Source organism: Prevotella sp. 10(H) (genome assembly GCF_000711235.1).
In the GTDB taxonomy this organism is placed as follows: Bacteria; Bacteroidota; Bacteroidia; order Bacteroidales; family Dysgonomonadaceae; genus Dysgonomonas.
Map to the genome: position 1 here is coordinate 39,465 of NZ_JOMI01000003.1, position 16,039 is coordinate 55,503.

Genomic DNA, 16,039 nt, shown 5'->3' on the forward strand with positions numbered 1-16,039 from the left:
AGCTTGTTTTCTGATTGATATGTGGCTAAAAAATAGTACATTTGCACCCTCAAAATATATTTATGCAAAATATCAGAAACATTGCGATTATCGCGCACGTAGACCATGGCAAGACTACTCTTGTAGATAAGATGCTCCTTGCCGGACAACTTTTCAGAGAAAATCAATCATCAGGTGAACTTATACTGGATAACAACGATCTTGAACGGGAGAGGGGGATAACAATTCTCTCAAAGAATGTATCGATCAATTATAAAGGAACTAAGATAAATATCATAGACACTCCCGGCCATGCTGATTTTGGAGGAGAAGTGGAACGCGTATTGAATATGGCAGATGGCTGCCTGTTGCTCGTAGATGCATTTGAAGGACCGATGCCACAAACACGTTTCGTATTGCAGAAAGCTATACAGATGGGGCTTAAGCCTATCGTTGTAATAAACAAGGTTGATAAACCGAATTGCCGTCCTGACGAGGTTCATGAAATGGTATTCGACCTTATGTTCAGCCTTGATGCTTCAGAAGAACAATTGGATTTTCCTACTATCTACGGCTCGGCAAAACAGGGCTGGATGTCGGAGGACTGGCATAAGCCTACCGAAGATATAACAACTCTTCTCGATGCTATTGTAAAATATATACCTGCTCCCGAAATACTGGAAGGTACGCCGCAGATGCTGATAACGTCTCTCGACTATTCTAAATATGTAGGACGTATAGCTGTCGGTCGTGTTCATCGTGGCGAACTCAGGGAAAATATGGATGTATCGCTTTGCAAGAGGGATGGCAGCATTATAAAGACTAAGATAAAAGAACTGAATACGTTCGAAGGACTTGGAAGAACAAAAGTATCGGAAGTACAATGCGGCGATATATGTGCCCTGATCGGTATCGAAGGCTTTGAAATCGGGGATTCTATTGCTGATATTGAAAATCCTGAACCATTGCCAACTATCGATATCGATGAGCCTACAATGTCCATGCTCTTTACTATCAATGATTCACCTTTCTTCGGAAAAGATGGGAAATACGTGACATCGCGCCATATACATGACCGCCTGATGCGTGAACTCGACCGTAACCTTGCCCTGAAAGTAGAATCGACAGAGAATGCCGATAGCTGGGTCGTATATGGACGTGGTATTCTACACCTCTCCATACTTATAGAAACTATGCGCCGTGAGGGATATGAATTGCAGGTGGGACAGCCGAAAGTAATTATTAAAGAAATAGACGGTGTAAAATATGAGCCTGTAGAATTATTGACAATCAATCTCCCGGAAGAATACTCTAGTAAGATAATCGATCTGGTGACCCGTCGCCGGGGTGAACTAACTATGATGGGCAGTAAGAAAGACCGTGTATATCTCGAATTTAATATCCCTTCCCGTGGAATAATAGGATTGAACAATACAGCTTTGACCTTATCTGCCGGAGAAGCTGTTATCGCACATCGTTTTCTTGAATTCCAACCATGGAAAGGCGATATCGAAAAACGCGCCAATGGCTCTATTATTGCCAGCGAATCAGGAAATGCCTTTGCATATGCTCTGGATAAACTGCAGGATCGTGGACGCTTCTTCGTAGAACCTCAGACCGATATATACATGGGGGAAATTGTAGGGGAGCACAACAAAGAGGGTGACTTGGTTGTAAATCTTACCAAGTCGAAGAAACTTACAAATGTACGGGCGTCCGGTACCGATGATAAGGTAAGGCTTGCACCGGCAATTATATTCAGTCTTGAAGATGCCTTGGAGTATATCAAGGAGGATGAATATGTGGAGGTAACGCCGAATTCTATCAGGCTCAGAAAGATATACCTCGATGAGAATGACCGTAAACGGATGGCTAAGAATAATAGCTGACCAAAGCGATATAGTTTTACAAAAGCCTCCTTTATACAGCTAACGTATAAAAGGGGCTTTCTTTATATTATAATGCTTATGTAATTGACTGTCATTGTGATAATACGGTGATTTATTACATGATTAAGCATTTTTTATTTTGTCGTCTACTCAAAATATCGTACTTTAGATGTTGTATTCGAAGATACATGCCCAATAAATTAATCTTACCAGATATTTATACTTATGGATTTAATAACTGGAGAATTGATACAAGCCCTGAAGAGAAATACCCCTGAGAAGGGAAATACGGTAGATTTGTTAATGAATATAATCCCTATCGGGAAAGAAGCTGCCTACCGGAGACTACGAGGCGAAATACCCTTTACATTAGAAGAAGCAGTAACGATCTGCCGCAAGATGAATATTTCTATGGATCTACTCATCGGCACAAAGAACGATAATACCTATGCTTTTCATCTTAGTGCATTGTTTGCCGAAGATCCCATGGCGGACTATTGCCGTATGTTGAATGAAATAATCGACGGAGTAGAATATTTAAGGAAAGATCCCGACGGTTTTTTATACCGCGCCTACAAAGCACTTCCACAAGAATTCCTTTTTCGCTACGAACTTTTGGGTAAGGTATACTTATACATACTTTTCTATCAGTTATATCCTCAACAGGTATCTAAGAAGCTGACCAATATATACATACCGCCTGAAGTTTTTACACTGCAAAAAAAGGCTATAATGACAATACAGGGCATGGATTCGGTCTTAATCTTCGATAAGCATATATTTGCCGACTATATAGAAATTGTCAAATATTTCCAGAACCTCGAATTGATAACCAATGAGGAGGTTTCCCAGATAAAGCGCGATTTACATATGATGGTCAATGACATGGAGAAATGTGCAATAAGCGGACTGTCGATGGCCGGAAAAAAACTCGATATCTATGTATCACATATCTCTTTCGATTGTACTTATTCTTACCTTACCGGATTCGGATATGAGTCTGCTTCGACCGGACTCTATTGCATCGATTTCCTTTCCAGTGAAAACCCTGTGATTTGCGAAAACCACAAGCGCTGGCTGAAATCCCTGATACGCTTTTCCACATTGATATCCGTATCAGGAGAGTTGCAAAGGAATGAATACTTCTATTACCAGCGAAGTATCATAGACCTGTTGTAATCGTTTCAGATTCTTATTATCTTTGCCCCGAACTCAATATTATTGCATTATGATGACAGTGACTGTCGAGGAACGGGCCTTGATTGACGAGATTATATTAAAGAACCAGTTATGCTATGTCGGTATTATCGATACCGCAGGCATGCCATATGTTATTCCGATGAACTTCGGATATAAAGACGATATCATCTACCTGCATTCGGCTCAGGAAGGTAATAGTATAGAATCTTTGGAGAAAAATCCCAATGTCTGCATTACTTTCTGTACTGAACCGACCCTTACTTATCAGAATAAGGAAATGGCCTGTAGTTACCGTATGAAAGGCGGTAGTGTTATTTGCCGCGGTAAGGTAGTCTTTGAGGAGAACTTCGATGAGAAAGTAAAAGCACTCGACATTATCATGAGTCAGTATACCGACGGACATTTCACCTATTCTGCACCTTCCGTTAATAATGTAAGGGTATGGAAGATTGAAATAGAGAGTATCTCAACTAAAGTCTTCGGTGTGCCCCACCCGAATTCCCGCAACTACAAGGACAAACTGGAGTTTTGAAGCTTCTCCAAAGCTTTCTCGCCAATATACTTCCATAAAGGAGCAGCCTGAACCGATTGCTTTATGCCGTCGTTGCGTAACAGTTCTATTACTTCATCGATAGTGAGCAAATGAACCGATATATCTTCTGTTGCTTCCAGATTTTGCTCGGCTAATTTTTCCACATCTGTTGCAAGAAAGCAATAAGTCATATTGGTGTGAGTTCCCGGATTGACAGATAACTCTGCAAACAATGACCAATTACCGTTTCCATATCCGGTCTCTTCAAGAAGCTCCCGTTGTGCGGAAACCATCAGGCTCGGATCTTCCTTTTCAGCCACACCTGCGCACAATTCCATTGATGTATATCCCAATCCGTGCCTGTATTGACGTACAAGTATGAATTTCTGATCTTTGGTAATGGCTATTACGTTTACCCAATCCGGATAATCGAGCAGATAATAATCGGGGATTTCGTTCCCGTTAGGTAATTGCACATGTTCTCTTCTTACAGTCAGCCATGGTTCTTTTACCACATAGTCGCTTTTCAGAACTTTCCAAGCCATCTTATCATCTCTCTTATCCATTCTTATCAGTCTTTGTAAAATCTTTTCGCATAGGCGAGAAAGTATCTATTATAACTCCTTTTTCGGTGCATACAACGCCGTGCGAAACATTCGAGGGAACAAAAAAACCATCGCCCTGCTTTAGCTTTCTCATTTCATCGCCTATTGTCACTTCGAACTCACCGCTTTCAATATATGACGATTGCACATGTTTATGATTGTGTATATCACCTATACTCCCCTTTTCGAAGTTTACCTTTACAAGCATGATGTCTTCGTTATATCCCAGTATTTGACGTGAAACTCCGTTGCCTAGTATTTCGGTAGTTATATCTTTTTGCAGTAAAAACTCTTTGCTTTGCTTCATCCTATTTCTCTAAAACAACCACATTCATAAGAATCCTTTCAATAGGCTTATCTTTCTCATTTGTCTTTACATTCTGTATCTTATCCACTACATCCATGCCTTCCAGTACTTCTCCGAAGACAGTATATTCATTATCGAGATGGGGTGCGCCTCCTCTTGTCTTATAGAACTCACGCTGTGCTTCTGTATATAGTATTTCCTCTCGGCGAGCTTCAGCCTCTTTTTCGGCATCGGCCAGCATTTTGTTTCTTAGTTCTGTTATCTCTTCACGCTTCCCCTCTTTGTAATAAGCCTTTATACTATCCTTATTATCAGATTGAAGTTTATTGTATATGCGCTGTTTCAGACGTTCGAAGCGTGTCTTCTCCAGCTCGTTCAGCTTCTCGTCGAAAGCAAGTTCTCCGGTGACAATGTAAAATTGCGAAGCATCGGATGCCCTCGTCGGATTTTCTGCATCACCCCAGCGGGCTGCAGCCAGTGCGCCTCTTTTGTTGTAATACATCGGAAACTTTATCTCGGAAGTAGTGGTATCGCCCATTTTCTTTTCTTCCACGACCAGAAGATCATCTTCACTTTCCGTTTTTCTGCTCTTAGGATCACCGCCCTGAATCATAAAATCCTTGATAACACGGTGAAAAGCAAGGTCTTTGTAAAAGCCCTGTTCGGCAAGCTTGATGAAATTGTCGCGATGTACCGGTGTTTCGTTGTATAATTTGATCTTTATGTTTCCGTAACTCGTTTGCAGGACTACAATTGGTTCTTTCTCTTTATTGTTGCACATAGTTGTTGTTAATAGTATTATAATTCCAATCAATAAATTTCTCATACCGCATTTTTCTTTTATATCAGTTAATCAGGTTATAGTAGTGAGTGCTTACTCTTTCCATTGACTTTGTGTTGTCAAATCCCAGTTCTTGCGCTTTTCTCTTCATGTCCGTTTCATTATCAAATACTTCGGTTTCTTTTGTTACAAAGTGGAAAATGATATATTTGATATCTGACTGACTAGGAGGTACAGTTTTAGCGATCAGGAAGTTTTTGTCAAAGGCGAAGATTGTAATATTCGAGATCAGCCTTTTTGCCCTGTTGGGTTCTTTCGAAATATTCTTAATTCCACTTTCATCGTTTAATGCTCCGTAGTCAGGTTCCCTGTTTGAATTTATCGAATACGGATATATCAAAGGTATCCGGTATTTTTTCTTAAAGGTGCCACCATAGGTAAAATATGTATCGGGTATAATGGAATCAGCCGGCTGCATATCTTTCAGGCTGTTCATATAAGGAGAATCCTCGAAATACGTAGTAAATACCCCGTTGGCAGATAGTATTGCGCGATCCTTCACTTTAGGAGCTTCTTCTATCACCGTATTTACTCCTTTGTAAACAAGGAAAATGCCGCTGATAATAGCCAGAATGAGGAAAAGAATAGCCAGCAGACAACCTGTATCCCTGCTCTTTCTGTTATTCCATTTCACAATGGCCCAAAAGAAAGCCACTATCATAAACAGGCCGGCCAGAAGGATGACGGCAACAAGAATAAGACCTTTTATAACCATAAGGATATTTTTTCTTCAAATATACACAGATTTCAATTAACGGTCAAAAGATATTCTTTTACATTTATTAACCATATTTAGTTAAAAGGTAACAAAAGTAAGGGATTTATAGCTGATAGCTTTTAGCCGTTAGCTTTCAATTCAAAAAGTAACAAAAGTAACAATATTTAAATGATTACTCTGTAACTTGTAACTGCCCGCAGGGCGAAGTAACTTGTAACTAAAATACTATTTCAAAGAGCTAAAAGCTAAAAGCCAATGGCTAACATCTACCTCCTTATAGATAAAATTTTATCATAAAAACTGCTGATGGAATAAACTGTAAAACGATTCGCCCGTATTTGTTTTTCATAATTTAGTAAAATGTGCTAGATTTGCATGTAATAATAAAAGTAACATGGTTAAATACGGAAGAATACTTCTTAAATTGAGTGGCGAATCCCTCATGGGCGAACAACAATATGGTATAGATGTAACTCGTCTCAATGAGTACGCCGCGCAAATAAAGGCCGTGGCCGATATGGGCGTACAGATAAGCATCGTTATCGGTGGTGGAAATATATTCAGAGGGCTTAGCGGAGCATCGAAAGGATACGATAGGGTAAAAGGCGACCAGATGGGTATGCTGGCTACTGTTATCAACAGCCTTGCCCTTAGTTCTGCGCTTGTTGCAATCGGACAAAAAGCCAGAGTGCTCACAGCCATACGCATGGAGCCTATCGGAGAGATTTACAGTAAATGGAAAGCCATAGAGTCGATGGAAAACGGAGAAGTCGTTATTCTGTCTTGTGGAACGGGCAATCCGTTTTTTACTACAGATACAGGTTCATCATTGCGAGGTGTTGAGATTGAGGCCGATGTCATGCTAAAGGGTACACGTGTAGACGGTGTTTATACTGCCGATCCCGAGAAAGACCCTACAGCAACCAAATTTGACAGTATCTCTTACGATGAAGTATATAGCCGCGGACTAAAGGTGATGGATATGACGGCAACAGTTATGTGTAAGGAAAACAACCTGCCTATTGTCGTCTTTAATATGGATACGCCCGGAAATCTTGAAAAACTGATGCAGGGCGAAAATATCGGAACATACGTACATGCATAAAAACTTAAACTAAAAATATAAAAGTATGGCAGCAGACTTAAAACAAATCCAACAAAAGGCAGAAGAAAAAATGCAGGCTTCTGTTGAATTTTTAGATGAAGCACTGGCACACATCCGTGCAGGAAAAGCAAATCCGCGTATCCTCGACGGTATTAAACTCGATTATTACGGTTCACTTACTCCGCTGAGTGGAGTGGCATCTATCAATACGCCCGATGCAAGGACAATAATTGTGCAGCCTTGGGAAAAACAAATGCTGAAGGAAGTAGAGAAGGCTATCCTTAATTCTGATGTAGGAATTACACCGGATAACAACGGGGAAGTAATCCGCCTTACTATTCCTCCATTGACAGAGGAACGCCGTAAGCAGCTTGTTAAGCAGGCTAAACAGGAAGCTGAGGAAGCAAAAGTGAGTGTACGGAACTCCCGTCGCGACGCTATCGACTCCATAAAGAAAGCCGTAAAAGAGGGTGTGGGCGAAGATTTGGGAAAAGATGCAGAAAACGACATGCAGAAACTTCACGATAAATATATCAAGAAGATAGATGAAGTTTTTGCGCTAAAGGAAAAAGAGATATTGACAGTATAAAAAACAATGTACTAATTATTTAATGTGCCAGTGTGCCGATGAAATATCAGCAGTTATTCATCGGCACATTGGCATATTGATTCATCAGCATATTTAGTAAATGAACGGTCTGGTAATAAAAAATACAGGGAGCTGGTATCTGGTTCGTACCGATGACGGACAAAATATCGAATGCAAGATAAAAGGCAATTTCCGTCTGAAAGGGATACGCAGCACTAATCCCATTGCAGTGGGAGACCGCGTTCATATTGTCGAAAATAACGAAGGTACAGCTCTGATAACGGAGATCGAAGACCGTAAAAATTATATCATCCGCCGTTCGTCGAACCTGTCGAAGCAGTCGCATATACTGGCTGCAAATATCGATCTTTGCTTTCTTATTGTTACCATAAATCATCCGGTTACATCTACCGTCTTTATCGACCGTTTTCTGGCTTCGGCCGAAGCATACCGTGTGCCCGTGAACCTGATTTTTAATAAGACCGATATATATTCGGAAGAGGAGAGCGAATATATGGATGCGCTGATATCCCTTTATGACCATATCGGTTACCCCAGCATAAAAATATCAGCCTTACACAACGAAGGTATTGAAGCATTGCAGGAAAGGATAAAAGGCAAAATCACATTGTTTTCGGGACATTCAGGTGTAGGCAAATCCACACTGATTAATACTCTGATACCCGATACAAAATTGAAAACGGGAGCTATATCCGGATATCACGGAAAAGGTATGCATACTACCACTTTTTCCGAAATGATAGAGTTGCCCGAAGGAGGATTTATCATAGATACTCCCGGAATAAAAGGATTTGGTACAGTGGACATGGAAAAAGAAGAGATATTTCACTTTTTCCCCGATATATTTAAGTTCTCGAAGAATTGCCGTTTCCACAACTGCATTCATATCAATGAGCCCGATTGTGCTGTGCGTGAAGCCGTGGAAAAACATTATATAAGCGAAAGCCGGTACAAGTCATACCTGAGTATGATGGAAGAGGAGGCCGACGAGAAATACCGAAAATAACTTTACAAATGAAATGGAGATTTGACCCGAAATCATTCCTGATTTTTATCATTATATTTATAGTCGAAGTTCTTATTGCATTATTTGTCAATGATAGTTTCATCCGTCCATACGGTGGCGATATACTGGTTGTGATACTAATGTACTACTTTGTGAAAACTTTTATAGAGACAAAAGCCTTATATATTGTAATCGGCGTGGTACTGTTTGCATATCTTGTAGAAACGGCTCAGTATTTCCGTCTGGTAGAGGTGCTCAATTTGCAGGATAACAAGGTGATGCGTACAATAATCGGTTCGTCGTTTACATGGGGTGATATGTTATGCTATACGGTCGGAGGTGTCATTTGTTATTTTATTGACAGGAAAAAATAAAACATATGTTACAACAAAGGAAAAAAGACTACTTAATACGGTTATTGGAAGAGTTGATGAAAAAAATTAACCAGATGCTCAACAAGGACGAACAATTGACCGATTCGCAAAAACAGGATTTATTAAAAGAATCATTTGAGTTTTTCAATACTCATTACAGCACATTCGAATACGATACGGCAGAAGAATTGATAAGCAAGATTCCCGATGTGGAACTTCTCGAGCAATATCCCCGGCTTCTAATGATGCAATACGATTTATCTATAGATAAGAATAAAAAGGATTTGCGTAAGGCTCTTACTATAGTGGAATTTCTACAGAATACCGATTCTACATATTCTTGGGACAGAGTCATATTGCGCGAGGATATACTCCGCAGGCTCGATGAAAACAATTAATCAGTATATAAATTTATCAAAACACGGATTTTATTTTAACTTTGAGGCTATAAGCCATTTATATACCGATGGAAGCAACCGATAATATTATTCTTATTTTCCAGATACTATACGTCACTACAGCATTGGGGGCGATGATTGTGGTTATCTCGGAAAACAGGAATCCCCTGAAAACCATTTCATGGGTGCTAATATTATTGTTACTACCTTTGGTAGGCCTTATCATCTATTACTTTTTCGGAGAAGACAGTCGCAAACAGCGTCTGATATCCCATAAAATGTACAAGAAGCTTAACCGGCGATCTATTGGCCGGAAAGAATTGTTGGAAACGCTGAATCCTCCGGCGGAACATAAAAGCCTCGTTAATTTACTGAACAGACTGAAAAGTGCACCGTTATATGGTGGGAGCAGTGTGACTTTCTATTCCAACGGGAATGAAAAGTTCGAAGCGCTATTTGCAGAACTTGAGAAAGCCCAAAAGCATATTCATATACAATATTATATATTTCTGGATGATGAAATTGGCTGTCAAACACGTGACATCCTTGTCCGTAAAGCTGCTGAAGGTGTAGAAGTACGGCTCATATACGATGATGTCGGCTCTTGGAAAGCAAAGCGTCGTTTTTTTAAAGATATGCAGGCTCAGGGTATTGAGGTGCAGCCTTTCCTGAAAGTTGCATTTAAATTTCTTACCAGCCGTGTTAATTACCGTAATCATAGAAAGATAGTAGTAATAGACGGTAAAGTCGGCTTTGTAGGCGGGATGAATGTCGCCGACAGATATGTTAATGGGGTTAAATTCGGTGTATGGCGCGATAGCCATATCAAGATAGAGGGAAAAGGGGTGGCAGCCCTACAGACGTCATTTCTGATCGACTGGTATTCTTCCCGTAAAGAATTTTTGGCTTCGGATATGTATTATCCTATATTGGAGAATAAAGGTAATAACCTTATACAAATGGTAACCAGCGGCCCGGTCGGCCCTTTTAAAGATATCCATCTCGGTATCTTACAGGCAATATCCAATGCCAAGGAATGCATTTATATACAGACACCTTATTTTGTGCCTACTGATGCCTTACTTCTTAATCTGCAAATGGCATCGATGCGCGGAGTTGATGTGAGGCTGATGCTACCCAGGCATTCGGATACTACTTTTGTGCATATAGCATCGATGTCGTACCTGAAAGATATGCTGGATGCAAAAGTAAGTGTCTTTTTCTTCGAAGCAGGATTCTTACATTCGAAGCTTATGATTATCGATAATTCACTGACCATAACCGGTTCGGCTAACATGGACGTGAGGAGTTTCGAGCATAATTTCGAAATAGATGCTTTTATTTATAACGAAGATACATGCAATAAGGCAAAAGAGATATTTTTCAGAGATATGGAATGTTCTACATTACTTATTGCAGAAGAATGGGATAAGCGGTCGCGGTTTGAGAAATTTAAAGAATCTGTTATGAGGTTGTTTTCACCGTTATTATAACTTTTAATGAGAACTATAATGAAAAAGCGGTTTTTATTTTTCCTTTTATATATAGCTCCCTTGTTGCTGAATGCTCAGAAAATCAGCATATCATTGCCGCAGGAAGCTAATAAAGGCTATTCATTTATATTAAGCAAAGGTATCGAACAGGATACAATACAAACGGGAATTGTGTCGACTACTGGAGATATTCTTATCAATATTCCCGAAAAAGATAAAGATTACGCAGGAATGGGTTCTTTGCAAATCGACGGAAGCAAGCCTTTTAATCTGATTATCAATCACGAAAATTTTACGGTAAAGCAGAAAGAAGATCAGAAATATATATTTCAGGACTCTAAAGAGAATGAATATCTTTATTCTATTATACAGGACGGAAAACAGCCCGAAAAAGATAACACTCTTTATGCTTCACGCTTTATAGATATGATACGTTATCTGGGGCAGCTTAATCGGGCGACTACATCAGGAGCCAATCTGATGGAGAAGGCTAATCTGCGGCTGTATGCATTGAACGATCTTGACTTGGAAGAACTTTATACTAGCAGTGTCTGGTATAATGTCATAGACGGCTTGACTAAATTAACTCAGGATCAGCAATTGTTGGGGGATGATATGGTTCGTTTACTTAAGCGCATAAAATCGCAGGAAGTTTTTGAGCATCTGGCCGATAATCTTATTGTTATTACAGAGCAATACGGTTGGGACGATGCTTTTGATATAATAGTACCCTATGTAGAAGAATCGGGAAGAATTGCCGTACCTACAGGACGGATATTCGATGCCTTCGCTTTGGCAAAAGTACGTAAGGGAACTGTAGCCCCGCAAATCGTAGGATTAAAGCCTTCTTTAAAAGACTCGAAAGCTAACAGGATATTGCTGGTATTTTACCAGCCTGATTGCCCCAATTGTCATGAACAGCTCGGGCAATTAATAAGGAAATATGCAGACCTCAAAGAACAAAATGTGCGAATTGTTTCGATATCTTCAGATAGTAATAAAAAAACGTTTACAGAAGAAGCAAAACGCTTTCCATGGCCCGATTCAGATAAGTTATGCGACTATAAAGGATTTGCAGGGCCCAATTTCTTAAATTACGGAATAATGAGTACTCCGACATTTTTCTTATTGAATGAAAAAGGAATAGTTATTAAACGATATGCTTTAATATCTGATATTGATTTCAGTAGCAATATTGATGAGGAAAAATGAACAAAAAAAGCCAAATAAAGGGCTTTTTTATTTGTATTAGTTAAAAAAACTATATCTTTGTGGCTTGTATGTTCTGTTTGGGAAACCAGGCTTAAATTTATAGAGTTAAATAGAAGAAAATAATCACTGAAATAGTAAATCTTAATAAGGTAATTTATTAGGTAAATTTTATGAGCAAAAAAGTTGCACTCATCACAGGCGTTACAGGACAAGATGGAGCTTATCTATCCGAATATTTAATAAAGAAAGGCTATGTAGTTCACGGCATAAAAAGAAGATCTTCTTTGTTTAATACGGATCGTATAGACCATTTATATCAGGATCCTCATGAGGAGACCCGAAATATGATTCTCCATTATGGTGACATGACAGATAGTATGAATCTCACTAGAATTATCGGTGATGTTCAACCGGATGAAATATATAATCTGGCAGCTATGAGTCATGTTAAAGTTAGCTTTGATACACCTGAGTATACTGCTAATGCAGACGGAATAGGTACACTAAGGATTTTGGAAGCAGTACGTCTGTTGAATTTAACAAATAAAACGCGTATATACCAGGCTTCTACATCAGAGTTATATGGCTTAGTACAGGAAATTCCTCAAAAGGAAACAACCCCCTTTTATCCAAGGAGTCCCTACGCAGTGGCAAAATTATATTCATATTGGATAACTGTAAACTACCGAGAAGCTTACGGTATGCATGCCAGCAATGGTATTTTGTTTAATCATGAATCGCCCTTAAGAGGGGAAACTTTTGTGACAAGAAAGGTTACACGGGCTGTGTCACGTATTGCCCTTGGCCTTCAAAAGAAAGTTTATATGGGGAATTTATCCAGTAAGCGGGATTGGGGGCATGCAAAGGATTATATTAAAGCGATGTATTTGATACTACAACAAGATACCCCTGATGATTATGTGATATCTACAGGTGTAACGACAACCATTCGGGATTTTATAAAAATGTCATTTTCTGAATTAGGTATTGATGTCATGTTCAGGGGAGTGGATGAAAAAGAAGAAGGATATATAACCAATATTAATGAGAATATCTTTACAAAAATAGTTGGAGAAGAGCATCTCTTAAACTTTAAAAAAAGAATAGGAGAAGTGGTAGTGGGTGTTGACCCTGCTTATTTCAGGCCAACAGAAGTAGATATATTAATTGGTGATAATACAAAAGCCCGTACCAAATTAGGTTGGGAACCGACATATGATTTGAAGGCTCTTTGTCATGATATGGTAATGCATGATATTGAGTTAATGAAAAAAGAAGAATTCTTAAAAAACGGTGGGTATCGAATTCTGAATTACTTTGAGTAAGGAGAAAGGACATTAGAATAATGATAGAAAAAAATGCTAAGATATATGTAGCAGGGCATAGAGGATTAGTAGGTTCTGCAATTCTCAAAAATTTAAAAGAAAAGGGATACTTTAACTTTGTATTAAAGACACATAAGGAATTAGATCTGACAAATAGTAATGCCGTAGCTGATTTTTTCTGTAGAGAAAAGCCTGAATATGTGTTTTTGGCAGCTGCCAAAGTTGGGGGTATTGTAGCTAACAATATATATCGAGGACAGTTCATATATGAGAATTTGATGATACAAAATAACGTTATTCATCAATCATATATAAATAATGTGAAAAAATTAGTATTTTTGGGGAGTTCTTGCATCTATCCAAAAGAGGCCGTTCAGCCAATGAAAGAAAGTGCCTTGCTGACGGGGCCTTTGGAATATACAAATGAACCATATGCAATAGCAAAGATTGCTGGTTTGAAAATGTGTGAAAGTTATAATATTCAGTACAATACGAATTTTATAGCAGTAATGCCTACCAATTTGTATGGTCCGAATGATAACTTCAATTTGGAAACATCGCATGTCCTGCCGGCGATGATAAGGAAAATTCACTTAGCGAAGTGTCTTGAATTGAATGACTGGAATACAATAAAGAAAGATCTTGATACACGGCCTATCGAAGGTATTTCAGGAAAGTCATCAGAAAAAGATATTCTTAAAATACTTAAAAAGTATGGGATACAGAAAGCCTCTGATATAGTTCAGGTCGAAATATGGGGTTCTGGTACTCCTATGAGAGAATTCCTTTGGAGCGAAGATATGGCTGATGCAACAGTTTTTGTAATGGAATCTGTAAACTTTTTAGACTTAACTAGTGTTATAGAAGGTAAAGAAATTAGAAATACACATATAAACATTGGTACAGGTTCTGAAATATCGATCAAAAATGTGGCAACTCTTATCAGACAATTAGTGAATTTCTCAGGTGAATTGAGGTTTAATACGGAAAAGCCTGATGGGACTATGAGAAAATTATTAGATGTCTCAAAGATTAATTCTTTAGGTTGGGAGCATACAGTCGATATTGAAGATGGTTTGAACAAAATGTATTTATGGTATAATAAGTATATAGTAGAATAATAAATAGTGTTTAATTATAATTTAAAAGATTGATTATGAAAAAAGTAAGTTTACTTTTAGTTTTAGTTTTTGCGACTATTACTATTTCTGCTCAGGAGAGTGGTTTTAGTACTAAGGAAGGTCGTAAAGCGACTTTTGCGCGTAACGGTTTTTGGGATAACTGGTTTATCGGTCTTGGTGCCGGAGCTAACTTCGTTCTCGGAGATGATAACGGAGATGCTGATTTCTTGAATCGATTGACAGTTGCTCCAACAATTCAAGTTGGGAAATGGTACAATCCATACATTGGAGGTCGTTTGAAGTTCCAAGGTGGTTCTTTACACAATTTCCAAAACAATGCTACAGACATGATTCACAACAAATATTTTGCTGTAGAAGCAGATGTAATGTGGGATGTTACTAATTATTTAGGTAGATACAATGAGAAACGTGTTTACAGCCTAATCCCTTATATAGGTATTGGTGGTGGTATCGGTTGGGATTATAAATTAGATGATAAAACACACCCAGGTGGAAAACAAAGAAATTTCACTATTAACGGTGGTATTATCAATAAATTTAGATTCTCTGAAAGAGTAGCTTTGGATATCGATTTATCAGCAATGCTTCTTAAAGAATCTTTTAATCATGGAGGATCAAATTCTTATGATGGCCTTGTTGCTGCATCTGCAAGTTTAGTATTCAAAGTAGGTTCTAAAACAGACTTCTCTGAAGCTTTGTTAATGGATCAACCTCTTCTTGATGACCTGAACAGACAAATCAACCAACTTCGTCAGGAAAATGACAGACTTCGCAATCAACCAGCGAAAGAAGTTATCAAAGAAGTTGTTAAAGATTGTCCTAAATGTCCAGAAGCAACTAAAGGCTCATTCGTATCTAACGTAGTATTCTTCCGTCTGGGTAGCGCTAACATCGATAAAAACCAAGAAGTTAGCATCTTTAACACAGCTAAATATCTGAAAGATAATCCTAGCGCTAAAGTTAAAGTTGTAGGTTACGCTGACAGAAAAACAGGTACTCCTTCTATCAATGAAAAACTTTCTGAAAAACGTGCTAAAAACGTAGCAAACGAGTTGATTAAGAAATATAACATCGATAGCAACCGTGTAACTGTAGAATGGAAAGGCGACAAAGAACAACCATATGCTGAAAATGCTTGGAACCGCGTTGCAATCTTCATCGCTCAATAATATTTGAGTGAGATTACAAAATAAAAAGAGGCAGGAACTATCCTGCCTCTTTTGTTTTTTCTATTATTGAGTTTCATTAAACAAAATAAAAAACTCAGACTGAATAAGCCTGAGTTTTTGTTATTGATAAATTT

The 16,039-nt window shown here is 38.6% G+C and carries 17 protein-coding genes; 13 read left to right on the forward strand and 4 right to left on the reverse strand.

Going from position 1 to position 16,039, the window contains the following annotated elements; genetic code table 11:
* Positions 1-62 precede the first annotated feature (62 nt).
* The 3 genes from typA to K348_RS0105485 all read left to right on the forward strand — a co-directional run bounded on the left by typA (position 63) and on the right by K348_RS0105485 (position 3,600).
* On the forward strand, positions 63-1,868 hold the full coding sequence (gene typA / locus K348_RS0105475; RefSeq protein ID WP_029903749.1) for a translational GTPase TypA: 1,806 nt from the start codon (positions 63-65) through the stop codon (positions 1,866-1,868).
* A 225-nt stretch (positions 1,869-2,093) separates the two neighbouring features.
* Positions 2,094-3,047 (forward strand): helix-turn-helix domain-containing protein, encoded by a 954-nt coding sequence (locus K348_RS0105480; RefSeq protein WP_029903751.1) that lies wholly within the window; start codon positions 2,094-2,096, stop codon positions 3,045-3,047.
* A gap of 49 nt (positions 3,048-3,096) precedes the next feature.
* The gene (locus K348_RS0105485; protein ID WP_029903752.1) at positions 3,097-3,600 is read left to right on the forward strand and encodes a pyridoxamine 5'-phosphate oxidase family protein; all 504 of its coding nucleotides are present in this window, start codon (positions 3,097-3,099) and stop codon (positions 3,598-3,600) included.
* On the opposite strand, the gene K348_RS0105490 is transcribed toward K348_RS0105485, so the two are convergent.
* From K348_RS0105490 to K348_RS0105505, 4 genes are all read right to left on the reverse strand, one after another.
* Positions 3,576-4,166 carry an NUDIX hydrolase gene (locus tag K348_RS0105490; protein ID WP_029903754.1) on the reverse strand — a complete coding sequence of 197 codons (591 nt, stop codon included), beginning with the start codon at positions 4,164-4,166 and terminating at the stop codon, positions 3,576-3,578. The genes K348_RS0105485 and K348_RS0105490 overlap by 25 nt on opposite strands.
* Positions 4,159-4,512 carry a cupin domain-containing protein gene (locus K348_RS0105495; protein ID WP_029903756.1) on the reverse strand — a complete coding sequence of 118 codons (354 nt, stop codon included), beginning with the start codon at positions 4,510-4,512 and terminating at the stop codon, positions 4,159-4,161. The genes K348_RS0105490 and K348_RS0105495 overlap by 8 nt, the downstream gene beginning before the upstream one ends.
* 1 nt (position 4,513) lies before the next feature.
* Entirely contained in the window at positions 4,514-5,293 is a 780-nt protein-coding gene (locus K348_RS0105500; RefSeq protein WP_029903758.1) for a peptidylprolyl isomerase, read from the reverse strand.
* A 64-nt stretch (positions 5,294-5,357) separates the two neighbouring features.
* Positions 5,358-6,068 carry a hypothetical protein gene (locus K348_RS0105505; protein ID WP_029903760.1) on the reverse strand — a complete coding sequence of 237 codons (711 nt, stop codon included), beginning with the start codon at positions 6,066-6,068 and terminating at the stop codon, positions 5,358-5,360.
* A gap of 397 nt (positions 6,069-6,465) precedes the next feature.
* Between K348_RS0105505 and pyrH the strand changes: the two genes are divergently transcribed.
* The 10 genes from pyrH (at position 6,466) to K348_RS0105555 (ending at position 15,905) form a co-directional block, all read left to right on the forward strand.
* On the forward strand, positions 6,466-7,176 hold the full coding sequence (gene pyrH, locus K348_RS0105510) for a UMP kinase (protein WP_029903761.1): 711 nt from the start codon (positions 6,466-6,468) through the stop codon (positions 7,174-7,176).
* 25 nt (positions 7,177-7,201) lie between these two features.
* Positions 7,202-7,765, forward strand: coding sequence for a ribosome recycling factor (gene frr, locus K348_RS0105515; RefSeq protein ID WP_029903762.1), 564 nt, complete (start codon positions 7,202-7,204; stop codon positions 7,763-7,765).
* Between the two features lie 100 nt (positions 7,766-7,865).
* The gene (gene rsgA, locus K348_RS0105520; RefSeq protein WP_029903764.1) at positions 7,866-8,792 is read left to right on the forward strand and encodes a ribosome small subunit-dependent GTPase A; all 927 of its coding nucleotides are present in this window, start codon (positions 7,866-7,868) and stop codon (positions 8,790-8,792) included.
* 8 nt (positions 8,793-8,800) lie between these two features.
* On the forward strand, positions 8,801-9,166 hold the full coding sequence (locus K348_RS0105525) for a DUF2809 domain-containing protein (protein ID WP_029903766.1): 366 nt from the start codon (positions 8,801-8,803) through the stop codon (positions 9,164-9,166).
* Positions 9,167-9,171: 5 nt separating this feature from the next.
* The gene (locus K348_RS0105530; RefSeq protein ID WP_029903767.1) at positions 9,172-9,564 is read left to right on the forward strand and encodes a hypothetical protein; all 393 of its coding nucleotides are present in this window, start codon (positions 9,172-9,174) and stop codon (positions 9,562-9,564) included.
* Positions 9,565-9,632: 68 nt separating this feature from the next.
* Positions 9,633-11,057 (forward strand): cardiolipin synthase, encoded by a 1,425-nt coding sequence (gene cls / locus K348_RS0105535; RefSeq protein ID WP_029903770.1) that lies wholly within the window; start codon positions 9,633-9,635, stop codon positions 11,055-11,057.
* Positions 11,058-11,075: 18 nt separating this feature from the next.
* Positions 11,076-12,269 carry a peroxiredoxin gene (locus K348_RS0105540; RefSeq protein ID WP_029903772.1) on the forward strand — a complete coding sequence of 398 codons (1,194 nt, stop codon included), beginning with the start codon at positions 11,076-11,078 and terminating at the stop codon, positions 12,267-12,269.
* A 170-nt stretch (positions 12,270-12,439) separates the two neighbouring features.
* Positions 12,440-13,594, forward strand: a complete 1,155-nt coding sequence (gmd, locus tag K348_RS0105545; RefSeq protein ID WP_029903774.1) for a GDP-mannose 4,6-dehydratase — start codon at positions 12,440-12,442, stop codon at positions 13,592-13,594.
* Between the two features lie 23 nt (positions 13,595-13,617).
* The gene (locus K348_RS0105550; protein WP_029903776.1) at positions 13,618-14,715 is read left to right on the forward strand and encodes a GDP-L-fucose synthase; all 1,098 of its coding nucleotides are present in this window, start codon (positions 13,618-13,620) and stop codon (positions 14,713-14,715) included.
* A 35-nt stretch (positions 14,716-14,750) separates the two neighbouring features.
* Positions 14,751-15,905 carry an OmpA family protein gene (locus tag K348_RS0105555; protein WP_029903777.1) on the forward strand — a complete coding sequence of 385 codons (1,155 nt, stop codon included), beginning with the start codon at positions 14,751-14,753 and terminating at the stop codon, positions 15,903-15,905.
* Positions 15,906-16,039 lie beyond the last annotated feature (134 nt).